The sequence below is a fragment of the Streptomyces sp. Je 1-79 genome, assembly GCF_025195125.1.
GTDB lineage: Bacteria > Actinomycetota > Actinomycetes > Streptomycetales > Streptomycetaceae > Streptomyces.
Genome location: NZ_JAMGSL010000017.1, coordinates 122,134 through 144,016 on the forward strand (window position 1 = coordinate 122,134; position 21,883 = coordinate 144,016).

Annotated in this window: 16 protein-coding genes and 2 tRNA genes; 3 read left to right on the forward strand and 15 right to left on the reverse strand. The window is 73.1% G+C overall.

Features of this window, described 5'->3' with window-relative positions; all coding sequences use genetic code 11:
* Positions 1-72: 72 nt before the first annotated feature.
* Entirely contained in the window at positions 73-876 is an 804-nt protein-coding gene (locus M5362_RS29575; RefSeq protein ID WP_260230878.1) for a YceI family protein, read from the forward strand.
* A 19-nt stretch (positions 877-895) separates the two neighbouring features.
* Here M5362_RS29575 and M5362_RS29580 read toward each other — a convergent pair whose 3' ends face one another.
* The 12 genes from M5362_RS29580 to M5362_RS29635 all read right to left on the reverse strand — a co-directional run bounded on the left by M5362_RS29580 (position 896) and on the right by M5362_RS29635 (position 12,920).
* On the reverse strand, positions 896-1,672 hold the full coding sequence (locus M5362_RS29580) for a TetR/AcrR family transcriptional regulator (RefSeq protein WP_260230903.1): 777 nt from the start codon (positions 1,670-1,672) through the stop codon (positions 896-898).
* A gap of 43 nt (positions 1,673-1,715) precedes the next feature.
* On the reverse strand, positions 1,716-3,227 hold the full coding sequence (locus M5362_RS29585; protein ID WP_260230879.1) for an MFS transporter: 1,512 nt from the start codon (positions 3,225-3,227) through the stop codon (positions 1,716-1,718).
* 73 nt (positions 3,228-3,300) lie between these two features.
* On the reverse strand, positions 3,301-5,475 hold the full coding sequence (locus tag M5362_RS29590; protein ID WP_260230880.1) for a glycosyltransferase family 39 protein: 2,175 nt from the start codon (positions 5,473-5,475) through the stop codon (positions 3,301-3,303).
* A complete protein-coding gene (locus tag M5362_RS29595) occupies positions 5,472-6,731 on the reverse strand; it encodes a bifunctional glycosyltransferase family 2/GtrA family protein (RefSeq protein ID WP_260230881.1) in 1,260 nt (419 codons plus the stop codon). Before M5362_RS29595 ends, M5362_RS29590 begins: the two co-directional genes overlap by 4 nt.
* Positions 6,732-6,757: 26 nt before the next feature.
* A complete protein-coding gene (locus tag M5362_RS29600; RefSeq protein WP_260230882.1) occupies positions 6,758-8,404 on the reverse strand; it encodes a cell wall metabolism sensor histidine kinase WalK in 1,647 nt (548 codons plus the stop codon).
* Between the two features lie 188 nt (positions 8,405-8,592).
* The gene (locus tag M5362_RS29605; protein WP_308354922.1) at positions 8,593-9,330 is read right to left on the reverse strand and encodes a response regulator transcription factor; all 738 of its coding nucleotides are present in this window, start codon (positions 9,328-9,330) and stop codon (positions 8,593-8,595) included.
* Positions 9,331-9,370: 40 nt separating this feature from the next.
* Positions 9,371-10,246 carry an amidohydrolase family protein gene (locus M5362_RS29610; protein ID WP_260230905.1) on the reverse strand — a complete coding sequence of 292 codons (876 nt, stop codon included), beginning with the start codon at positions 10,244-10,246 and terminating at the stop codon, positions 9,371-9,373.
* 88 nt (positions 10,247-10,334) lie between these two features.
* Positions 10,335-10,670 (reverse strand): antibiotic biosynthesis monooxygenase, encoded by a 336-nt coding sequence (locus M5362_RS29615; protein ID WP_260230883.1) that lies wholly within the window; start codon positions 10,668-10,670, stop codon positions 10,335-10,337.
* Positions 10,671-10,760: 90 nt separating this feature from the next.
* Complete coding sequence (locus M5362_RS29620; RefSeq protein ID WP_260230884.1) at positions 10,761-11,603, reverse strand: DUF2797 domain-containing protein; 843 nt, start codon at positions 11,601-11,603, stop codon at positions 10,761-10,763.
* Positions 11,604-11,801: 198 nt separating this feature from the next.
* A complete protein-coding gene (locus M5362_RS29625; protein WP_260230885.1) occupies positions 11,802-12,167 on the reverse strand; it encodes a PH domain-containing protein in 366 nt (121 codons plus the stop codon).
* A gap of 337 nt (positions 12,168-12,504) precedes the next feature.
* Positions 12,505-12,577: transfer RNA gene (locus tag M5362_RS29630), tRNA-Arg, on the reverse strand.
* A gap of 252 nt (positions 12,578-12,829) precedes the next feature.
* Positions 12,830-12,920: transfer RNA gene (locus M5362_RS29635), tRNA-Ser, on the reverse strand.
* A gap of 246 nt (positions 12,921-13,166) precedes the next feature.
* Between M5362_RS29635 and M5362_RS29640 the strand changes: the two genes are divergently transcribed.
* Together M5362_RS29640 and M5362_RS29645 are read left to right on the forward strand one after the other, a co-directional pair.
* Positions 13,167-13,610 carry a subtilase-type protease inhibitor gene (locus M5362_RS29640; RefSeq protein ID WP_260230886.1) on the forward strand — a complete coding sequence of 148 codons (444 nt, stop codon included), beginning with the start codon at positions 13,167-13,169 and terminating at the stop codon, positions 13,608-13,610.
* A 163-nt stretch (positions 13,611-13,773) separates the two neighbouring features.
* Positions 13,774-17,643, forward strand: coding sequence for a PAS domain-containing protein (locus M5362_RS29645; RefSeq protein WP_260230887.1), 3,870 nt, complete (start codon positions 13,774-13,776; stop codon positions 17,641-17,643).
* Positions 17,644-17,775: 132 nt separating this feature from the next.
* Here the strand turns inward: M5362_RS29645 and M5362_RS29650 are convergent, their stop codons facing one another.
* The 3 genes from M5362_RS29650 to M5362_RS29660 all read right to left on the reverse strand — a co-directional run bounded on the left by M5362_RS29650 (position 17,776) and on the right by M5362_RS29660 (position 21,746).
* Positions 17,776-19,428 (reverse strand): long-chain fatty acid--CoA ligase, encoded by a 1,653-nt coding sequence (locus tag M5362_RS29650; protein WP_260230888.1) that lies wholly within the window; start codon positions 19,426-19,428, stop codon positions 17,776-17,778.
* A 253-nt stretch (positions 19,429-19,681) separates the two neighbouring features.
* Positions 19,682-20,227 (reverse strand): SigE family RNA polymerase sigma factor, encoded by a 546-nt coding sequence (locus M5362_RS29655; protein ID WP_260230889.1) that lies wholly within the window; start codon positions 20,225-20,227, stop codon positions 19,682-19,684.
* Positions 20,228-20,579: 352 nt separating this feature from the next.
* On the reverse strand, positions 20,580-21,746 hold the full coding sequence (locus tag M5362_RS29660; RefSeq protein WP_260230890.1) for a lipid-transfer protein: 1,167 nt from the start codon (positions 21,744-21,746) through the stop codon (positions 20,580-20,582).
* Positions 21,747-21,883 lie beyond the last annotated feature (137 nt).

The following is a 21,883-nucleotide window of genomic DNA, read 5'->3' on the forward strand; positions in this document are numbered from 1 at the left end:
TCCGGGGCGGCAGGGGTCATGGGGACGGCCTGCCGCCCCGCTTGTTCTTCGTAGTGAGGGTTGAGGGTACGGATGGGACTGCACGCACAGGTACGGACCCGCGACGGGTGGCCGGTCGAGCACGCGGTGGTGACCGTGACGGACGGTTCGGGCGGGCAGGTCCTGCGGGCGACGGCCGACGGGGACGGCGTCGTCCGGGCGGAGGCCGCCCTGGCCCCGGGGGCGTACACGGTGGTGGTGACCGCGCTCGGCTACGCGCCGGACGCGCGCACCGCGCTGGTGGGCGGCGCCGGACGCGCGGAGGTGGGGACGGTCGTCCTGGCCCGCTCGGGCGGTACGGAGCTGCCGCCGCCGGGAACGTGGACCGTGGACGCGGCGCACTCCTCGGTGGGCGCGGTGGCCCAGCACCTGGGGATCTCCAGCGTGCACGGCCGGTTCACCGAGTTCACCGGCCGGGTCGAGATCGCGCCGGACGTCCTGGCCTCGCGTGTGGAGGCGGTCGTCGCGGCCGCGTCGATCGACACCGGCAACGGCCTGCGCGACAAGCACCTGCGGTCCGAGGACTTCCTCGACGTCGACCGCTTCCCGGACCTCACGTACCGCAGCACGGCGCTGCGGGCGGCCGGCCCGGACCGGTGGACGGTGGACGGCGAGCTGACCCTGCGGGGCGTCACCCGGCAGGTGCCTGTGGACCTCACCTACCTGGGCACGGGCGCGGACCCGTGGGGCGGGGTGCGGGCGGCGTTCCGCGCGGAGACCGAACTGCGGCGCGAGGACTTCGCGATGAACTACAACCAGGTGGTGTCGGCGGGCATCGCGGCGATCGGCGCGACGCTGCGGGTGACCCTGGACATCCAGGCGGTACGGGAGGACTGAGCGCCGCCCGTACCCGCCGTCAGGAGCCTTCGCGGGCCTCGCGGGCGACCATGGCCTCGATGCCCGCGACCAGCACCTCCAGGGCGTAGTCGAAGTCGCGGTCCCAGATCTCGCTGACGCTGCCGTGCGAGGCCCGTTCGTCGAGGATCTCCGCCATCGGTTCGAGCGCCTCCACGAACTGCGGATCGTCACGGAAGGCCTTGATCGACTCGCCGTAGAAGTCGTCCTGCGACATCCCCGCCTCGGCCGCCCGGCGCTCGAACTGCGACTCGATCGTCCCGTAGCCGTACACGAACTGGAAGACCGCCGACATCGCACCCGGCTGCCGCTGCATCGGCAGCCCGGTGTCCCTGATCGCGTCCTGGATCTTGGTGCCCACGGCGATCGCGTTCGGCCCGATGTTCAGGTACCGGCCCGCGCTCGGCGACATCCACGGGTGGCGGACCAGCATCCGCCGGTAGTCCAGGGCGAGTACCCGGACCCGGTCCTGCCACCTGCCGGCGGCGTCGACCGCGTCGAGGTCGATCTCCGCGTAGACGGAGTCGACGGCGTACTCGATGATGTCGTCCTTGGTGTCCACGTACCAGTACAACGACATCGCCGTGACGCCCAGTTCTGTCGCCAGCTTGCGCATCGAGAGGCCGCCCAGGCCGTCCTCGTCCAGCATCCGGATCGAGGTCGCCACGATCCGGTCGCGGTCGAGGCCGGCCGGCCCGCCTCCGCCGCGCGGTGTCCGCTGGTCGAGCCACACACTGGAACCCGCCGGGTTCTTGGCCCGGTCGGCGGCCTTGACCATCGCGTTCCTCCGTGAGCTCACCTGTCAGCGGTCCGTCACCATGCTATGCAGCCGCTTCCCGCTTCTCCGACCGTTCGGCGCGGCGCAGCAGCGCCGCCGCGACCAGACCGCCCGCGAAGACGGCGACCGCGCCGACCAGTTGGCTGGTCTGGAGTCCGGAGGCGAAGGCGTCGGAGATCTCCGCCCGTTCGGCGTCGCTCCCGGCCGCGGCGAGGGCCGCGGGCAGCGAGGTCGCGGTGACGGCGACGAGCGCCGCGAACCGGGCGTTGAGCACGGCGCCGAGGACGGCGACACCCAGGCCGTTGCCGAACTCGGCGAGGGTGCCGTTGATCCCGGCGCCCACGCCCGCCTTCTCCGGCGGGATCGCGCTCATGATGGCGTTGGCCATGGCGGGGGACGAGACGGCGATGCCCGCGCCCATCAGGACCAGGCCGAGGAGCATGCCCCAGTAGCTGCCGTCCGTACCTCCGCCGAGCACGGCGATCGAGGTGAGACCGCCGGCGACCAGGGTCATGCCGAGGAGCACCGCCACCGGGGTGCCGGTCCTCATCACCAGCTTCGGGCCGAGACCGGTCAGGTTGAGGCCGACGATCGTCAGCGCGAGGGGCGCCATCCGGAGACCGGCCTCCAGCGGCTCGTAACCGAGGACGAACTGCAGGTGCTGGGTGAGGAGGAAGAGCGAGCCGCCCATGCCGAAGACGACGAGCAGCGAACCGCCGATGGCACCGATGAACTTCTGGTTGCGGAAGAAGTGCATGTCGAGCATCGGGTACGGGGTGCGCAGCTCCCAGAGCGCGAAGGCGCCGAGGACGAGCGCGCCGACGGCGGCCGGGAACAGCACCTCGGCGGAGGTCCAGCCGTGCTCGGGGCCGGTGATGATCGCGTAGACGACGGCGGTCATACCGATCGTGGAGAGCAGCGCGCCGAGCAGGTCGGGGCGCTCGCCCTGGGGGTTCTTCGACTCCGGCACGAGCTTGAGGACGGCGACGAGGCCGATCAGCGCCACCGGGATGTTGATGAGGAAGATCATCCCCCACCAGAAGTGGTTGAGGATGGCGCCGCCGATCAGCGGGCCTCCGGCGAAGCCCAGCGAGCTGACCGTGGACCAGAGCGCGATCGCCTTCACCCGCTCCGAGTCGTCGAAGATCTGCATGACGACGGCGAGGGTGGTGGTCATCAGGAGCGCGCCGCCGACGCCCATGCCGGCCCGGGCGGCGATCAGCTGCGTGGTGGAACCGGCGAGTCCGGCGGCGAGCGAGCCGAGGCCGAAGAGCGCGAGGCCGACGGCGAGGAGCTTCTTGCGGCCGTAGCGGTCGGCGGCGTTTCCGGCGGTGAGCAGGAGGCCGGACTGGACGAGCGAGTACGCGTTGATCATCCACTGGATGTCGGTGGTGGTCGCGTGGAGTTCGGAGGTCAGCGAGGGGATCGCGACGCTCAGGACGGTGTTGTCGAGCAGCACGGTGAGCTGGGCGAGGCAGATGACGCCGAGGATCAGCCAGCGCTGCGGGTGGCCGCCGGTGGTGGCGGGTGAGGAGGCGGCGGTCGTCGCCGTCATGGTTCCCCCTTGTACGGTGTACGGGATGAGGTCCCGTACACCGTACAAGGGCGCCTCTTACGCTGTATAGCGATTACTTCGCGCGGGTCAGGTCGTAGAGGGTGGTGCCGTCGACGGTGACCTGCTCGAAGGTGTCCGTGACCCACGCGGAGATGTCCGATCCACCGCCCATGCCCCCTCCGCCACCGCCCGTGACGCCACCGATGAAGTAGTGGATCTTCCCCTCGGCGACGTACTGCTTGAACCGGGCGAGGGTCGGGGACGGGTCGCTGCCGTTGAAGCCGCCGATCGCCATCACGGGCTCCCCGGTGGCGAGCTGGTAACTGGCGGCGTTCTGCGCGCCGATGGCCGCCGCGACCCAGGTGTAGTCGTCGGCGCCGGCGAGGAGGGTGGCCTTGGTCTTGGAGCCGACGGAGGCGCCGTTGAGGAGCCCGCCCATGCCGCCACCGCCGCCGGGACCGCCGCGCTCCATGCCCTGCGGCGGCGTACCCCCGGGCATCTGGCCGCCCTGACCGCCGGGGGCCTGACCGCCGGGAGCTTGGCCGCCTTGCCCGCCCTGGCCAGGCATCTGACCACCCGGCATCTGCCCGCCCTGGCCACCCGGCACCATGCCTCCCGGCGCCTGGCCTTGACCTTGGCCTTGGCCGTCCGGGCCCTGGCCGCCCTGGCCGCCGGGGCCCTGGCCGTCGCCCATGCGCATGCCGCCCGGGCGGCCGCCCATGCCGCCGCCCGACGGGCCCGCCGTCACGATCGACCCCTGGTGTCCGGTGCCCAGCGTCTCCAGCGTGTACGCGAACGGTCCCGCGAACCCCGCCGCCAGAGCGAGCCCCGCGATCCCGAGCCCGATCCGCCGGTCGAGCCGGCCCGCGAGCAGGAGCCCGATCGCGGCGGCCGAGCCCGCCGCCAGGACCGCCCAGCGCAGCCACGGCAGCCAGTCCGGAGTCCGGCCGAGCAGGACGTACGCCCAGACCGCCGTCGCCGCGACCGTCACCGCGAGGGCCGCCGAGGCGAGGAAGCGGCCCCGCTCCTCCCACAGGACGCTCGCGCCCATGCCGACGAGCGCCGCGACGTACGGGGCCAGGGCCACCGTGTAGTACTCGTGGAAGATCCCGGCCATGAAGCTGAACACGGCCAGCGTGATCAGCAACGAACCGCCCCAGACGAGGAACGCGGAGCGGGCGGTGTCCGTGCGGGACGAGCGCCAGGTGATCACCAGACCGGCCACGAGCAGGACCAGCGCGGCGGGCAGGAGCCAGGAGATCTGGCCGCCGACGGCGTCGTCGAACATCCGCCCGATGCCGGTCTCGCCCCAGCCGCCACCACCACCGCCGCCGCGGCCACCGCCCCCGCCGCCGACGCTTCCGGTCTCGTTGCCGTTGATCCGGCCGAGGCCGTTGTAGCCGAAGGTGAGCTCCAGGAAGCTGTTCTTCTGCGAGCCTCCGATGTACGGCCGCGAGGACGCCGGCCAGAGCTCCACCACGGCCACCCACCAGCCGGCCGAGACGACCATCGCGAGCCCGCCGAGCGCCAGCCGGCCGAGCCGGCGGCGGAACCCGCCCGGCGCGCACACCCCGTACACGAGCGCCAGCGGCGGCAGGATCAGGAACGCCTGGAGCGTCTTGGCGAGGAACGCGAAACCGAGGGCGACCCCGGCCCACACCAGCCACTTCGCGCCGCTCTCCGCGTCCTCCAGCGCCCGCAGCACGCAGTACACGGCGACCGTCATCAGCAGCGCGAGCAGCGCGTCCGGGTTGTTGAAGCGGAACATCAGCGCCGCGACCGGCGTGAGGGCGAGGGCCGCGCCGGCGATCAGCCCGGCGCCCGCGCCGAAGCGGCGCCGTACCGCCGCGTAGAGGACGGCGACGGTCGCCACCCCCATCAGCACCTCGGGCAGGAGGATCTGCCAGGACCCGAGCCCGAAGAGGCGCACCGACAGGGCCATCGGCCAGAGGGCGGCCGGCGGCTTGTCGACGGTGATGGCGTTGGCGGCGTCGAGCGAGCCGAAGAAGAAGGCCTTCCAGCTCTCGCTGCCGGCCTGGACGGCGGCGGAGTAGAAGGAGTTGGCGTAGCCGGAGGCGCTCAGGTTCCAGACGTAGAGCGCGGTGGTGACGGCGAGGAGGGCGAGGAACGCGGGGCGCACCCAGGGGGCGTCCTCGGCCCGCCCCCGCCGGAGGCGCGCGAGGCGGCCGGCCGGCGCGGGCCCGGCAGGAGGCGCCGGCAGCGCCGACGGGTCGTACGTCGTGGTCATCGGGTGTTCCTTGCGAGGGAGGTGTCCGGGAAGACCCAGAGCCGGAAGAGGAGGAAGCGCACGACGGTCGCGGCGAGGTTGGCCACGATCAGCACGGCGAGTTCGGTGGAGTGCGCGGGGTCGCCGGTGGCCGCCCCGAGCGCGGCGAGCGAGCCGCTCGTGAGGGCGAGGCCGATACCGAGGACGACGAGCCCCTGCGCCTGGTGGCGGACGGCCCGGTCCCGGCCCCGTACGCCGAAGGTGAGGCGCCGGTTGGCCGCGGTGTTGGCGACGGCGGAGACCAGGAGGGCGGCGGCGTTGGCGAGTTGGGGGCCCACGCCGAGCCGGAAGGCCGAGTACAGCGCCACGTAGAAGAGGGTGGACAGCGCGCCGACGGCGCAGAAGCCGAGCAGCTGCCGGGCAAGCCCGCCGGGAACGCCCGCGAGCCGGCGGTCGCGCGGGTCGTCGCCGAAGGGGCGGGCGAGCCGGTCGAGCGGCAGCGAGCCGGTGGCGAGCGCCCGGCCGACCCGCCAGACGCCCTTCAGGTCGTCGGTCGCGGTCCGCACGATGTGGACGGTGGAGTCGGGGTCGTCGACCCAGTCGACGGGCACCTCGTGGATGCGCAGCCCGGCGCGCTCGGCGAGGACCAGCATCTCGGTGTCGAAGAACCAGCCGGTGTCCTCGACCATCGGCAGCAGCCGCTCGGCGACCTCGCCCCGTATCGCCTTGAACCCGCACTGCGCGTCGGAGAACCGGGCGGCGAGCGAGCCGCGCAGGATCAGGTTGTACGCCCGCGAGACGAACTCCCGCTTCGGCCCGCGGACGACCCGCGAGGAGCGGGCGAGCCGGGAGCCGATCGCGAGGTCGGAGTGGCCGGAGATGAGCGGCGCGACCAGCGGGAGCAGGGCGTTGAGGTCCGTGGACAGGTCCACGTCCATGTAGGCGAGGACGGGGGCGTCCGAGTGCGACCAGACGGTGCGCAGCGCCCGGCCGCGGCCCTTCTGCTCCAGCCGTACGGACCGCACCTCGGGCAGCTTCGCCGCCAGCTCGGCCGCCACTTCGGGGGTCCGGTCGGTGGAGGCGTTGTCGGCGACCGTGACGCGGAAGCCGTACGGGAAGGTGCGGGAGAGGTGGTCGTGGAGCCGCAGGACGCACGGCTCCAGGTCCTTCTCCTCGTTGTAGACGGGAATCACCACGTCGAGGACGGGCCGCCCGGCCATCCCCACGGGCAGGTGGTCCCGGGCGGGGAGGGTGCCCGCGATCGTTTGGGTTCGCATGGCACAGACCCTCGCCAGAACGGCTGTCACGGCTGTGTGATGAGCCTGTGCCCTGCCTGTGAGTCGTGCGGACCGTGGCGGTGGGCGTGGTCGGGGTGGGGCTGGTGGTCGCCCAGGCCGGGCCGGTGGTCACGGTCACGGTCATGGTCGGGGTCGGGCCGGTGGTCATGGTCGGGGTCGGGCCGGTGGTCATGGTCGGGGCCGGGCCGGTGGTCATGGTCGGGGCCGGGCTGCGGTCCGTCGCCCGGGCCGTACTCCAAGGGGAGCGCCACGGTGAAGACGGTCTTCCCGGGCCGGCTGCGCACGGTCACCTCCCCGCCGTGGGCGGCCGTCACCGCGCGGACGATGGCGAGCCCGAGCCCGCTGCTGCTGCCGCCGGCCTGCCGGGTGCGGGAGGCGTCGCCCTTGGCGAACCGCTCGAAGACGACCGGCAGGAGCTCGGGCGGGATGCCGGGGCCGTCGTCCTCGATCTCGACGAGGGCCCGGCCGCCCTCCGTCCGTACGCGCGCGGTGACGACCGTGCCGGGCGGGGTGTGGGTACGGGCGTTGGCGAGCAGGTTGACCAGGACCTGGTGGAGGCGGGCGTCGTCCGCCCGTACGGACACGGCGGGTTCGGCCAGTTCGAGCCGCCAGTGGTGGCCGGGGCCGGCCGCCCGGGCGTCCGAGAGCGCGTCCACGACCAGGGGAGCGAGAGCGGTGCTCTCGTACGAGAGCGGGCGTCCGGCGTCGAGCCGGGCGAGCAGCAGCAGGTCCTCGACGAGCCCCGTCATCCGGGTCGCCTCGGACTCGATCCGTCCGAGCGCGTGCCGGGTGTCCGGCCCGCACTCCTCCCGGCCGCGCCGGGTCAGCTCCGCGTACCCGCGGATCGAGGCCAGCGGTGTCCGCAGCTCGTGGCTGGCGTCCGCGACGAACTGCCGTACCCGGGTCTCGCTCTGCTGGCGGGCGTGGAGCGCCGAGTGGACGTGGTCGAGCATCCGGTTGATGGCCGCGCCGACCTGCCCGACCTCGGTGCGCGGATCGGCCTCGGGCACGCGGTGGTGGAGGGCCGGCTCGCCGCTGTGCAGGGGGAGTTCGGAGACCTGCGTCGCGGTGGCGGCCACCCGCCGCAGCGGGCGGAGCGCGATCCCGACGAGCGCGCCGCCGGCGAGCGAGGCGGCGACGAGACCGGCGCCCGTGACGCTCACCTCGACGAGGACGAGGGTGGAGAGGGAGCTCTGGAGCTCGGTGAGCGGCAGCCCGACGAGGATGTCGCCGTTGCCCCCGGAGACGTACGCGACCCGGTAGTCCCCCAGGCCCGGCAGCTCGACGGTGTGCGGCTCCTCGTCGCGCGGGGCGGCTTCGAGCGCGGCGCGCTGCGCCTCGTCGAGCGGGCTGCTCTCGGGCTTCGGCCCGTACCCGTCCTGCTCGGCGTCGACCTCGACCGAGCGGTCGGCCGCGCCGAGCGCCCCGCCGCCCACGACCACCGCGCCCACCGTGCCGAGCGGCGCGCCGGGGCCGAGGACGAAGGCGAGCGGGTCGCCGCCGGGATCCCCGGTGGCACGCGCGGAGGGCGGCGGGCCCTTGGCCCGGGTGGAGACGTTCCGCAGCTGCCCGTCGGCCTGGTCGTAGAGGTACGAGCGGTACGCGATCGTCGTCACCGTCCCGATGACGGTGGCGACGATCGCGATCAGCATGACGGCGGAGACGACGAGCCGGGTCCGGAGCGACCAGGAGCGAGGAACCCGCGCCCGGGCTCGCGAACCGCCCGACCCGTCGCGGGAGCCTGGGAGCCGGAATCCGGGACCGACCGACGCGTTGCGGGAACCCCGGAGCCGGAATCCGGGACCGACCGACCCGTTGCGGGAGCCTCGCATGTGGCGGCCTACTCCCCGGGCTTGATGAGATATCCCGCCCCGCGCCGGGTGTGGATCATGGGCGGGCGGCCCGCGTCGATCTTCCGCCGCAGGTAGGAGATGTACAGCTCGACGACGTTGGCCTGGCCGCCGAAGTCGTACGACCAGACCCGGTCGAGGATCTGCGCCTTGCTGAGCACCCGGCGCGGATTGCGCATCAGGTAGCGCAGCAGCTCGAACTCGGTCGCGGTCAGATGGATCGACTCGCCGCCGCGCGTGACCTCGTGGCTGTCCTCGTCCAGGGTCAGGTCCCCGACCGCGAGCAGCGACTCGCTCCGCGCCTGCGCCGCGCCCGACCGCCGGATCAGCCCCCGCAGCCGCGCCACGACCTCCTCCAGGCTGAACGGCTTGGTGACGTAGTCGTCGCCGCCCGCCGTGAGCCCGGCGATCCGGTCCTCGACGGCGTCCTTGGCGGTCAGGAAGAGCACCGGCACCTCCGGCTGCTCGCGCCGCAGCCGGCCGAGGACGGAGAGCCCGTCCATGTCGGGCAGCATGACGTCGAGGATCACCGCGTCGGGCCGGAACTCCCGCGCCGCGCGCAGCGCCCCGGCGCCGTCGCCCGCGCTGTGCACCTGCCAGCCCTCGTACCGCAGCGCCATGGAGAGCAGCTCGGCGAGCGAGGCCTCGTCGTCCACGACGAGAACGCGGACGGCCGAGCCGTCGGGCCGGAGCATGTCGGTGCGCCCCTTGGGCTTCGTCGCAGTCATACGGCCACGCTGGCCGGAGGTACTGAGAGCGCCCTTTCCCTTACCTGTGAATTCCCTGAGAAACCCGGGGGAAGAGCGCGGCCCCGTTCTCGTACAGGACGCGGCGCAGCCAGTCGTCCCCGAGGCCGAGGCGTTCGAGGGCCTGGAGCTGGTGGAGGTACGGGTAGGGGATGTTCGGAAAGTCGGAGCCGAGGAGGATCCGGTCGCCCAGAGCCCGCAGCCGGGGCAGCTCGTCGGTGGGGAAGGGCGAGAGGCGTTCGCTGAAATCGGTGAACGCCATGGTGGTGTCCAGGTGGACGCCTTCGTACCGCTCGGCGAGGTCGAGGAAGTCGGTGTACTCGGGCATCCCCATGTGCGCGACGACCAGCCGCAGCCCGGGGCGGCGCGCGAGCAACCGCCCGACGGGCCCGGGGCCGGTGAACTTGCCGGGGGTGGGACCGGAGCCGCAGTGGACAACGACGGGCACTCCTGCCTCGGCGAGGAGTCCCCAACTCCCGTCGAGAAGCGGATCGTTGGGATCGAACCCGCCGACCTGGAGATGCACCTTGAAGACGCGGGCGCCGGAGGCGAGGGCGTGCCGTACGTAGCCGGTGGCGCCCGGCTCGGGGAAGAGCGTGGCGGTGTGCAGACAGTCCGGCGTACGGGCGGCGAAGCCGGCGGCCCAGCTGTTGAGCCACTCGGCCATGCCGGCCTTGTGCGGATAGAGCATCGAGGTGAAGGCGAGGACCCCGAACTCGCGGAGGATGGCGACCCGCCGGTCCTCCTCCTCGCGGTAGGTGATCGGCCACTCCAGGCCGGTCAGGGGGCCGACGGCGTCGAAGTAGGCCCATACCTTGTCGAGGACGTTCTGGGGCATGAAATGGGTGTGGACGTCGACGAGCCCGGGAATCCCGAGCCGCTGGACGATGTGCCGAATGCCCTCGGCCGTCTCGCCGGTACGGGGCTCGCTGGTACAGCCGGTACGGGGCTCGCCGGTACGGGGAGTCCCGCCCGCATCGGGGGTCTCAGGAGCGCTCAAAGCCGTAGCTCCGCTCGACCTTGCCGATGTGGACGCTGTAGCTCTCGTACCACTGCTCCCTGCCGTGACGCTTGGCGGCCTGGTGCTCGGCGTTGTCCCGCCAGGCGTCGAGGGAGGGCAGGTCGCGGAAGTACGCGACGGTGATGCCGATGCCGCCGGGGGTGCGGGCGGACTCGTAACCGAGGAAGCCGGGAAGGTCGCCGACGATCTCCTGCATACGGGCACTGGTCTCGGCGTACCCCTCGGGGGCGTCGGGACGGATCGAGGTGAAGACAGCGGTGTAGTAAGGCGGTTCGAGGCCCGCCATCAGGTTCGGGGTCATGTGGATCACCCTCCGGGCGGGGCGGGCATGTCCAGAAGGGCCGCCGGAAGGGATCCAAGTCTTTACTCCCCGGTCCTGTCCTGTCGGCACTCACTCCGGGAACAGCGAGCCCTGAACGTCGTTGACCGCCTTCGCGACGGGCACGGTGAGGGGGTGGCCGGGGTCCGCCGCCACGAGCGCCCATCCCCGTACGACACGGGTGTCGAGGGCGAGGCAGCGCCCGTCGGAGTCGAGCAGGTGCAGGTCGGGCCCGGCGGCGGCGAGGAGCCGCCCGGCGACGACACCGTCGTCGACCAGCTCGGTGACGGTGCCGGAGAGCGCGGGCAGCCCGTCGAGCCCGAACGCCTCGGCATGGTCGTACGCCCGGAACTCCAGCCGCTCCAGGGTCTCGGCCCAGCCGGCGAGTGCGGTGGCCCGCTCGTACAGCTCCTCGATCTCGCGGCGGCGCGCCTCCGGGCCGGGAAGGGCGTGCCGTACGGCGCGCTTCCGGGCGTACGGGATCCGGTCGGGCACCTTGAGGGCGTGCCGCAGCAGCTCCTCGGTCCGCCGTGCAGCCATGAGCGGCCCGCGCCCGAGCCAGCCGAAGGCGACGGCCCCCTGCTCCAGGAGCCGGGCGTCACCGCGCTCCTCGCCCGTGATCCCGACCTTGGTCATCCCGGGCCCGAACCAGGCGAGGTACACGCGGTACGTCCGGGGGTCGTCGGCGATCGTGTCGGCGGCGACCGAGTGGGCCCGGTCGAGCCGCGCGCACTCGGCGCACTGCCCGCCGGTGGCGCGGGCGGACACGGTGGCGTCGAGCGGGCAGGGGTTCCCCCGGGCGCCTGGGCACAGCCTCCCGCCGACGGCACGGAAGGCGAGCCGCTGCCCGTACGCGAGCGTGGAGACGCGCCCGCCTTCCCAGCGGAGCCCGGGCACACCCCCGCTCCACCGCATTCCGGCACACCGCCACACCACGCGCTCGCTCCGCCCCGCTCTCGTGAGGTGTCCAGTCTGCTCCACTGGTACGACAGCAAGGGGATCGCCGCCCACGCGGACGCCGGCCAGGTGGTGGCGGGGGCGGTACCGGCGCGGGACGGCCGGTAGTCCGGCGGGGGCACGCAGGGCGCCCCCACCGGCACGAGCGCTACGGGCTCAGCGCGCCACGAACTGCGTGAGGATCGCCTGCACCTCGTAGATGTCGACGCCCTTGGTGAAGGTCTTCTGGACGGGGACCGAGTTGCCGGAGATCCAGATCTTCAGCTCGGCGTCCAGGTCGAACGTACCGGCGGTCTCGACCGCGAAGTGGGTGATGCTGCGGTACGGGATCGAGTGGTACTCGACCTTCTTGCCGGTGATGCCCTGCTTGTCGACGAGGACGAGCCGCCGGTCGGTGAAGAAGATGGTGTCGCGGATCAGCAGATACGCGGCGTGGATCTGCTCCCCCGGCCCGAGCAGCCGCGCGTACTCCTGCTGCGCCTGCGCCGGGTCGATCTTGTGCGCGTTGCCGAAGAGTGCCATGCCCAACCCCCACAAATTCCGATGAAAGAACGATCTTCAGACTAACCCGACTGTGTCGGGCCCTCGTTCAGCGGTACGTGATGGCGGCGGACGTAGGCACGGACCGCATCCGGGAGGGAGGCGGCGGACCGTACGGGAAACGCGAGAGGCCCCGTACGGCACTACCGGACGCGGGCGGTTGCCGAGGTTGCGGCACCCGGCTGCTCTGCGTTGGCCCGCACCCCGTCGTCATGAAGCGGCCTTCACAGTCCTCCCCGCCCCACCCTCCGGGGCTGCGGCGGTCTGCGGCCCGGAAACGCAAGAGGCCCGGACTCTCGTCCGGGCCTCTTGCGTGCTGTGCACTCGGCAGGATTCGAACCTGCAACCTTCTGATCCGTAGTCAGATGCTCTATCCGTTAAGCTACGAGTGCTTGTGCTTCTCGGCTTTTTTCTTGCCGGTCGGCGTTGCGTGGACAACATTACATGACCTGCGCCGTAGCGCGAAATCCATTACCCAAACCCCGCCTGACCTGCGGAAACGCCATCCAGGGCCATCCCCCGTCGCCCCGCGCGACCGCCGGACGGGTGACGGCTGGATCCCCGGTCGCGGGCAGAAGCGGAGCCGAAGCATCCCCCCGAACGGCCGAAGCCCCGGCCTTGTGGGGCCGGGGCTTCGGGTGGGGCGGAGGCGGAGGGATTTGAACCCTCGATGGGCTTTAAGACCCAAACCGCATTAGCAGTGCGGCGCCATAGACCGGACTAGGCGACGCCTCCATGCACCCCGCGCGGGCGCGAGTGGTGCGTGCAGATGATGACACAGGCGAGCCTGCTGTCACCAATCGCTTCTCACCGTACTAGGCCTGCGGGGCGGAGAGCAAAGCCCCTCGGCGCACCCGGCTTGCGCAACGAACGGCAGTACGGAGCGTTAGAGGAGACGGGCCCGGCCCGCCCGACGGCCCCGGGGCCTCGACGGCCCCCGTCGCCCCCGCGCCCCCGCCCGCCCCACCCCCTGGAGTTCGTATGCTGCGCCGCCTCGTCATCGCCTCCCTCGTCACCACCGCCGCCGGTCTCGGCGGCGCGGGCGGGCTCGGGCCCCTGCCGGGCCTGCCGTTGCTGTCCCCCTCCGCGCCCGACGCGCTCACCGTGACGATCACCAAGAGCGGGCACAGGGCAGCCGACGGCTCCTTCACGCTGGAGTGCGACGGCGACCGGGCCGGCGGCGGGAACCACCCGGCCGCCGAGCGCGCCTGCGCGCGGCTCGACGGGTACGCCAAGGCGGGCGAGGACCCGTTCGCGCCCGTCGCCGAGGACCGGCTCTGCTCCCTCCAGCACGGCGGTCCCGCCCTCGCACACATCACCGGACAGTGGCAGGGACGGACCGTCGACGCCCGCTTCTCCCGGGCCGGCGGATGCGAGATCGAGCGGTGGACGAACCTGGAGCCCGTACTGCCCCACGTGCGGTGATGAGGTGAGGATGACGGTCGGATGTTGCCGGGGGCATGCGACCGCACCCCGCGACCGCCGGGGCTGCCTTTAGACTCCCTCTCAGTGACAGGCTGCGGCCCGAAGGGCAAGATGGGGCCGGCCAGCCGGGCAAGGTGCAGTGGGTCAGGGAGGAAGCGTCGTCGTGAGCAGCAGGCCATCCCGAGGCGCTGCTCGCCTCGCAGCCATACTTGACGCCCTCCCCGACGGCCTCGTGCTCGTCAACTGCAACGGCACGGTCGTCAACGCCAACACCATCGCCCTCGGCATGTTCGAGACCCCCGGCACCGCGCTCGTCGGGCGCGGGCTGCTCGATCTGCTCCCGAGCTTCGACTCGCGGCTGATCCCCGGCTCCATGCGGCGCCCCGAGGGCGCCGACGAACAGGGCCGTACGAAGCCGACCCGGATGATCGCCCGCCGCACCGACGGCAGCGAGTTCGCCGTCGAGGTGACCAGCGCCAGCCTGGAGGACGGGCGCGAGGCCTACGACTCGTACAGCGCCTACACCGGCGACGAGCTGCTCATGCTCGTCGTCCGCGACCTCACCGGCACGCTCGACACCGAGGCCGAACTCGCCCGCTCGCAGCGCCAGACCGAGATGATCCTGCGCGCGGCGGCCGAGGGCGTCGTCGGTACGGACACCGACGGGCGTGTCGTCCTCGTCAACCCCGCCGCCGCGCAGATCCTCGGCTACCGCGCCAGCGATCTCGGCGGCAAGGACCTGCACCCCCTGATCCTCCACTCGCGCGCGGACGGCGAGCCCTTCCCGTACGAGGAGTCCCCGCTCGCCGACACCCTCAAGTCGGGGCGCAAGCACCGGGTCCGCGGGCAGGTGCTGTGGGCGAAGAACGGCTCCCAGGTGCCGGTCGACCTCACCACCGCTCCCGTACGGGACGGGGACCAGCTCGTCGGCGCGGTGATGACCTTCACCGACCGCCGGCCGTACGAGCAGCTCGCCGAGGAGCGGACGAACGAGCTCACCGCCCTCACCGAGAAGCACACCGCGGAACTCGCCGAGCTCAGGAAGAGCCACGAGGAACGGGCGACGGCGGACAAGGAGCGGTACGAAGCCCTGGCCGCCCGGCACGAGCAGCTGACCGCCGTACTCGGCGAGTCGCTGCGCGGGCCGCTGGTGGAGCTGCGTACCGAGCTCTCCACCCTCGCCGACGACGACGCCGGGCAGCTCTGGCCGGAGGCCAACCAGCTCCTGCACCATCTGGCCGCCGGGTACGCCCGGATGACCACCCTCGTCGACAACGTGCTGGGCTACCAGCGGCTGGACGCCGGTGCCGAGACGCTCGCCAAGTCCGTCGCCCTGCTCGACACGGTCGTCACCGCGGGCGTGGACGGGGCCGTGGAGCTCATCGGGCCCGGCCGGGCGCAGTTCGCCGTGCACGCCCCGCCGATCGAGGCCGAGGTGGACGCGGGCCGGCTCGCGACCGCGCTCGCCCATCTCGTCGCGGACGTGGCCGGGGTCGACTCCACCGGCAAGGCCCGGGTCGTACCCGGCACCGGCTACGCCGACTCGACGATCGTGGTGGCCGCCGCGCAGCGCGGTGACGTCGTACGGATCGAGGTCCGCGGACCGTACGCCGGCGGCGACCCCGTCCACCAGCCCATCGTCCGCGGCATCGTGGCGGCGCACGGCGGTGTCGTGCAGACGCACGAGGTGCCGGGGATGAGCGGCAGCGCGTACGTTCTGGAGGTGCCGCTCGGCGCCGGCCAGGGCACGATCACGGCCCCGCCGCCCGCTCCGGCACCCGAGGCGGCCCCCAACGAAGGGGCGGCGCTCGCGCTGCCCGCGCAGGCCTCGGACACGAACGGCGGCGGGCGGCGGCGCGCCCGACGGGCCTCCACCGACGCCTTCCTGGAGAGCCCGGTGGCCGCCGAGGACGGCAGCGCCGGCCCCGTCGAACCGACCGGCCGCCGCCGGGGCCGTACGGAGCAGGCTCCGGCCGCCCCCGCCGAGCTGATCCCGGCCCAGAACGCCGGCGCGGCCGACGGGGCGAGCGGGACGAACGGGGTGAACGCGGCGAACCAGGCTGGTTTGGGTGACGGTTCGGCCGTCGCCGGTGGCCCTGCTGCCGTCGAGCCGACCGGACGCCGTCGCGGACGGCCCGCCGAGGGCTCCGTGGTGACCGCGGCCGAGGGCGCTCAGGGCCGTGCCGCGCTCGGCGCGGCCGTGCCCCCGCAGGGCGTACCCGTACCCGCTCAGGGCGCTCCCGCCGAGGCGCACGCCCTGGCCCGGGCCCTGCCCGCGGCGGGCGGCGGCGAGTCGGGCGCCCCCCAGCCCACCGGGCGCCGGGCGCGCCGGGCGCTCGCGGCCCAGGAGCGGACCGCGGCCGCCGAGGCCGGGCCCCGCACGCCGTTCGCGCTGCCCCCTGCCGACGCGGACCGCGCCCCGGAGGCAGCAGCGAGCGGACAGCCGCAGTCGGTAGCGGCGCAGTCTGTATCCGCGCAGTCTGTATCCGCGCAGCCCGGAGCGGTCCAGCCCGCGTCCCCGCAGCCCGCGTCTGCCCAGCAGATGCCCCAGGCGGCGCCCATGGCCATGCCGATGCCCGCGCCGATGCCCATGCCCGCGCCGATGGCCGTGAGCGACGAGGGGCAGCACGACGCCGTACGGTCCGTGCCGGACGCCGACCACACGCCCGGCCAGCCGCACCCCCATCCTCAGGCGCCCGCACAGCCCGAGCCGACCGGCCGCCGCCGGAACACCGGCGCGGGTGGGGGTACGAATACGGGTACGGGTACGAATGCGGGTACGGGCTCGGGTACGAGTGCGCCGCAGGAGACCCGGAGCGGTACCGGCACCGGATCCGTACCCCTGCCGCCTGAGATGCCCGCTCCAGGCGCTCCCGGCGCTCCCGCCGCTCCGGCCGCTCCCCCCGCGGCGAAGGAGCCGAAGGACGGGTCGCAGGGTGGGCGGGCGTTCAGCGTGCGGACGCTCGGGCAGGGCGTGCCCTTCGCCCAGCAGATCGCCGCGCAGCAGAACGGCCAGACCGTCCAGCCCGCCGCGACCAACGGCTCCGGGCGGCGGCGCAAGCTCGCCACTCCGCCCGAGGGCGACCGTCCGGCCCCCGCGGCCGTGACCGCGGCCCCCGCCGCCCCCGCGGAGCCCACCAGCCAGCCGCACCCGCAGCGCAAGCTGGCCCCCGCGGCGCCCGAAGGCCGCTCGTACGCGATAGGAGCCCCCGCCGAGGGCTCCGACGAGGGCCCCGAGCCGCTCGACGGTCCCGGTGGCGCGGTCGAGGTCGCGCACCAGCCTCAGCCGCGGCCCGTCGACGACGAGCTGCCCCCGGAGCCCCTGGACAACCCTCGCCGGCTGCTCGTCTGGCCCGCGCCGGACGTCTCCACCCAGCAGGCGCTGAGCGACCGCGGCTACCGCCCTGTCATCGTCCACTCCCGCGAGGAGGTCGACGCCCAGATCGCCGCCTTCCCGGCCGCGCTCTTCGTCGACCCCCTGACCGGGCCCATCACCCGTACCGCGCTCCAGTCGCTGCGCCAGGCGGCCGTCGCCGCCGAGGTGCCCGTACTGCTCGCGGCCGGGCTCGGGCAGGCGACCCGGGAGGCGGCGTACGGCGCCGATCCCGCCGTACTCCTCAAGGCGCTGGCGCCCCGCGACAGCGAGCAGCACCCCTCGCGCGTGCTGCTCATCGAGGAGAACGAGGACATCGCGCAGGCGCTCGCCGCGACCCTGGAGCGGCGCGGGATGCAGGTGGCGCGGGCGGCGACCGACACCGAGGCGGTCACGCTGGCCACGCAGATCCGGCCGAACCTGGTGGTGATGGACCTGATGCAGGTACGCCGCCGCCGCGCCGGGATCATCGACTGGCTGCGCGCGAACGGGCAGCTGAACCGCACCCCGCTCGTCGTCTACACCTCCGCCGGACTCGACGAGGAGGAGCTGACGACGCTCTCCTCCGGCGAGACGGTCCTCTTCCTCGCGGAACGCTCCACGAGCAACGAGGTACAGGCCCGGATCGTCGACCTGCTGGCGAAGATCGGCACCAACTGAGCCCGGCTGGGCTCCGCATCGACTGAGCCCGGTATCGACTGAGCTCGGTGGAAACACGGAAGGAGGGGGAGCGGCGCAGATGCACCGCTCCCCCTCCTCCGCCGGGAACCAGACCGGGACGCGAATGAGTGGCTACAGCTGGGTGACGTCCAGCTCGCCCTCCGCGTACTGCCTGCGGATGACCTTCTTGTCGAACTTGCCCACGCTCGTCTTCGGCACCGCCGCCACGATCGCCCAGCGCTCGGGCAGCTGCCACTTGGCGATCCCGCCCTCGTCGGCGAGGAAGGCCTTCAGCGCCTTGTAGTCCGCCGTCGCGCCCTCCTTGAGCACGACGGTCGCGAGCGGGCGCTCCCCCCACTTCTCGTCCGGCACGGCGACGACGGCGGCCTCGGCGACCTCCGGGTGCGCCATGATGGCGTTCTCCAGGTCGACGCTCGAGATCCATTCGCCGCCGGACTTGATGACGTCCTTGGCGCGGTCGGTGAGCGTCAGATAACCGTCCGGGCTGATGACGCCGACGTCACCGGTCTTCAGCCACCCGTCCTCGCTGAACTTGTCGGCGGGGCGGATCGGCTCGGCGTCGACGCCGCCGAAGTACGAGCCCGCGATCCAGGTCCCGCGCACCTCCAGCTCACCGGCCGACTCGCCGTCCCAGGGCAGGCGCTCGCCGCCGGGGCCGACCAGACGGCCCTCGACTCCGGCGGGGAAGCGGCCCTGGGTGACGCGGTACGGCCACTCCTCCTCGGCGGTCAGACCGGCCGGCGGGTGCGCCATGGTGCCGAGCGGGGAGGTCTCCGTCATGCCCCACGCGTGGCAGAGGCGGACGCCGAGCCGGTCGTACGCCTCCATGAGCGAGGGCGGACACGCCGCGCCGCCGATGGTGACCTGCTTCATCGAGGTGAGGTCGCGGGGGTTGGCGGTGACCTCGGCGAGCAGGCCCTGCCAGATGGTGGGAACGGCGGCGGCGTGGCTCGGCTTCTCGCGCTCGATCATGTCGGCGAGGGGGGCGGGCTGGAGGAAACGGTCCGGCATCAGCATGTTGATGCCGGTCATGAACGTGGCGTGCGGCAGGCCCCAGGCGTTGACGTGGAACTGCGGGACGACGACGAGAGTCGTGTCCTTGGACGTCAGACCCATCGACTCGGCCATGTTGACCTGCATGGAGTGCAGGTAGATCGAACGGTGGGAGTAGACGACGCCCTTGGGGTCTCCGGTGGTGCCGGAGGTGTAGCACATGGCGGCGGCCGAACGCTCGTCGATCTCGGGCCAGTCGAAGGTGGTCGGGCGGCCCGCGATCAGCTCCTCGTAGTCGTGCACGCGGGGCGTCACGCCCTCCAGGACGGAGCGGTCGCCGGGGCCCGAGACCACGATGTGCTCGATCGTCGGCAGGTGCGGGAGGAGCGGCGCGAGGAGGGGGAGCAGCGTGCCGTCGACGATGACGACGCGGTCGTCGGCGTGGTTGACGATGAACGCCAGCTGCTCGGGGGGAAGCCTCAGGTTGAGGGTGTGCAGGACCGCGCCCATGGCGGGGATCGCGAAGTACGCCTCGACGTGCTGCGCGTTGTTCCACATGAGGGTCGCGACCCGCTGGTCGCCGGTGACTCCGAGCTCGTCGCGCAGGGCGTTCGCCAGCTGGGTCGCGCGGGCGCCCGTCTCCGCGAAGGTCTGTCGGTGCGGCTCGGGCTCTCCGGTCCAGGTGGTGATCAGGGACTTTCCGTGGATCGTCATCCCGTGGTTCAGGATGCGGGTCACGGTCAGCTGTACGTCCTGCATGGTGCTCAGCACGGCGTCCTCCCGGTGGGCGCTACGTGGCAGTAAGGGTGTGGAGATTCTGCGCACGTACCGCGCGGTATGTCACTACCCGGGAGTACTGAAATTGCCAGTGATCGCTGGCAAAGGCGGCGGGAGGGGGCCGGCGGGGGGTGCGGGCTCCGGGTGGGGACCGACAGGGGGCGCGGGCCGGGGGCTCGGCCGGGGGGGGCTCCGGGTGCGGGGGCCAGAGGGGCGGGTCGGGGCGGGGGGCGCGGGGGGCTGGGCGTCAGCGCACGGGGGACAGCTCCGGGTCCTCGCGGAGCTTGCCGAGCGCACGCGACACCGCGCTCTTGACCGTACCGATCGAGACGCCGAGCACCTCGGCCGTCTGCGCCTCGCTGAGGTCCTCGTAATACCGCAGGACGACCATCGCCCGCTGGCGGTCCGGGAGCTTCATCACCGCACGCCACATGGCGTCGTGCAGCACCTGCCGCTCGGCCGGGTCCGGCTCGGGCAGTCCCGCCGGCTCCGGAAGCTCCTCGCACGCGAACTCGTCGACCTTGCGCTTGCGCCACTGGGACGTACGGGTGTTCAGCAGCGCGCGCCGTACGTAACCGTCCAGGGCGCGGTGGTCCTCGATCCGCTCCCAGGCGACGAACGTCTTGGTGAGCGCGGTCTGGAGCAGGTCCTCGGCGTCCGACGGGTTCGCGGTCAGCGAGCGCGCGGTGCGCAGCAGCACGGGCCCACGCGCCCGTACGTACGACGAGAACGACGGGTAGCCGGCGGCCGTGGAGGCGCCGACGCAGACGGGGCCGGAGGGAGGCGGGGTCATGACTCCACGCTAGGAGCGGGCACGTGTGCGGCGGATCGGCCCCAGGTCCCGAACCGCACTCCCCCTCAGGTTGTAGGGGTGGGGACGGCTGGACCTCCTGAAGGTGGAGGCCGTACGACCGTGAAGTCAGGGTCGGGACCGCCCGGGGCGGCCGAGGGAACGCTTCCGGAACCCGGGCCCGGTGCCCGGGAGCCGGGTGCCACGCGACCCGGCTCGGGAACCGACAGTGCACGCCCCCTGCCCGTCCCCCGTGCCCCTGGCCGCCCTGGGCCCTGGCTGCCCTGGCCGCCCTGGGGCCCTGGGGCCCTGGCCCTGGCCTGGCCCTGGCCTGGCGGCAGTGCGTGTCCTGGGCTCAGGCGTCCGTGCCCAGGATCAGGCCGGACGTGGGGACGCCCGTGCCCGCCGTGACCAGCGTCCTGGCCGCTCCCGGTATCTGGTTCACGGACGTGCCCCGGACCTGCCGGACCGCCTCCGCGATCCCGTTCATCCCGTGCAGATACGCCTCCCCCAGCTGGCCCCCGTGGGTGTTCAGCGGCAGCGCGTCCGCCGCGACGAAGTCGGCCGCCTCCCCCGGTCCGCAGAATCCGAACTCCTCAAGCTGCATCAGCACGAACGGGGTGAAGTGGTCGTAGAGGATGCCGACGTCGATGTCGCCCGGCGCGAGCCCCGACGTCCGCCACAGCTGTCTCGCCACCACACCCATCTCGGGCAGGCCGGTCAGATCGTCGCGGTAGAAGCTCGTCATCGCCTCCTGCGCGCGTCCGGCTCCCTGCGCGGCTGCCACGATCACGGCTGGCGGGTGGCGCAGGTCGCGGGCGCGCTCGGCGGAAGTGACGACGATCGCCTGGCCGCCGTCGGTCTCCTGGCAGCAGTCGAGGAGCCGGAGCGGTTCGACGATCCAGCGCGAGGCGGCGTGGTCGGCGAGCGTGATCGGCTTCCCGTGGAAGTACGCGGCGGGGTTGGTGGCCGCGTACCGGCGGTCGGTGACGGCGACATGCCCGAAGGCGTCCGGGGTCAGCCGGTACGTGTGGAGGTACCGCTGGGCGATCATGGCGACCCAGGAGGCTGGGGTGAGCAGCCCGTAGGGGAGCTGCCAGCCGAGCGCGGCGCCCTCGGCGGAGGGCTCCCGCTGCTGGACCCCCGACCCGAACCGGCGTCCCGAGCGTTCGTTGAACGCCCGGTAGCAGACGACGACTTCGGCGATCCCGGCCGCCACGGCGAGGGCTGCCTGCTGGACGGTGGCGCAGGCCGCCCCACCTCCGTAGTGGATGCGGGAGAAGAAGGACAGCTCGCCGATCCCGGCCGCCTGCGCGACGGTGATCTCCGGGTTGGTGTCCATGGTGAAGGTGACCATGCCGTCGACGTCGGCGGGGGTCAGCCCGGCGTCGTCGAGGGCCGCGCCCACCGCCTCCACGGCCAGCTTGAGTTCGCTGCGGCCGGAGTCCTTGGAGAACTCGGTCGCCCCGATCCCGGCGATGGCGGCGCGCCCGCCGAGCCGGTCGGCCCTCCGGATGCTCATGCCCCCGCTCCCTTCGGCTCGGACCCGTCCCGTTCCCGCCGCTCCCCGCGCTGGTCCGGCTCCCCGACCGGCTCCCCGACCGACTCCCTGTCCGGCCGGGCCCCCGTATCCGAAAGGCCGTCCGGCCGGAAATCCGG

Bases quoted from the DNA above. Each gene is read 5' to 3' on its own strand.
- M5362_RS29575 (WP_260230878.1), top strand. From the start codon at position 73: ATGGGACTGCACGCACAGGTACGGACCCGCGACGGGTGGCCGGTCGAG.
- M5362_RS29580 (WP_260230903.1), bottom strand. From the start codon at position 1,672: ATGGTCAAGGCCGCCGACCGGGCCAAGAACCCGGCGGGTTCCAGTGTG.
- M5362_RS29585 (WP_260230879.1), bottom strand. From the start codon at position 3,227: ATGACGGCGACGACCGCCGCCTCCTCACCCGCCACCACCGGCGGCCAC.
- M5362_RS29590 (WP_260230880.1), bottom strand. From the start codon at position 5,475: ATGACCACGACGTACGACCCGTCGGCGCTGCCGGCGCCTCCTGCCGGG.
- M5362_RS29595 (WP_260230881.1), bottom strand. From the start codon at position 6,731: ATGCGAACCCAAACGATCGCGGGCACCCTCCCCGCCCGGGACCACCTG.
- M5362_RS29600 (WP_260230882.1), bottom strand. From the start codon at position 8,404: ATGCTGATCGCGATCGTCGCCACCGTCATCGGGACGGTGACGACGATC.
- M5362_RS29605 (WP_308354922.1), bottom strand. From the start codon at position 9,330: ATGACTGCGACGAAGCCCAAGGGGCGCACCGACATGCTCCGGCCCGAC.
- M5362_RS29615 (WP_260230883.1), bottom strand. From the start codon at position 10,670: ATGACCCCGAACCTGATGGCGGGCCTCGAACCGCCTTACTACACCGCT.
- M5362_RS29620 (WP_260230884.1), bottom strand. From the start codon at position 11,603: ATGCGGTGGAGCGGGGGTGTGCCCGGGCTCCGCTGGGAAGGCGGGCGC.
- M5362_RS29625 (WP_260230885.1), bottom strand. From the start codon at position 12,167: ATGGCACTCTTCGGCAACGCGCACAAGATCGACCCGGCGCAGGCGCAG.
- M5362_RS29640 (WP_260230886.1), top strand. From the start codon at position 13,167: ATGCTGCGCCGCCTCGTCATCGCCTCCCTCGTCACCACCGCCGCCGGT.
- M5362_RS29655 (WP_260230889.1), bottom strand. From the start codon at position 20,227: ATGACCCCGCCTCCCTCCGGCCCCGTCTGCGTCGGCGCCTCCACGGCC.
- M5362_RS29660 (WP_260230890.1), bottom strand. From the start codon at position 21,746: ATGAGCATCCGGAGGGCCGACCGGCTCGGCGGGCGCGCCGCCATCGCC.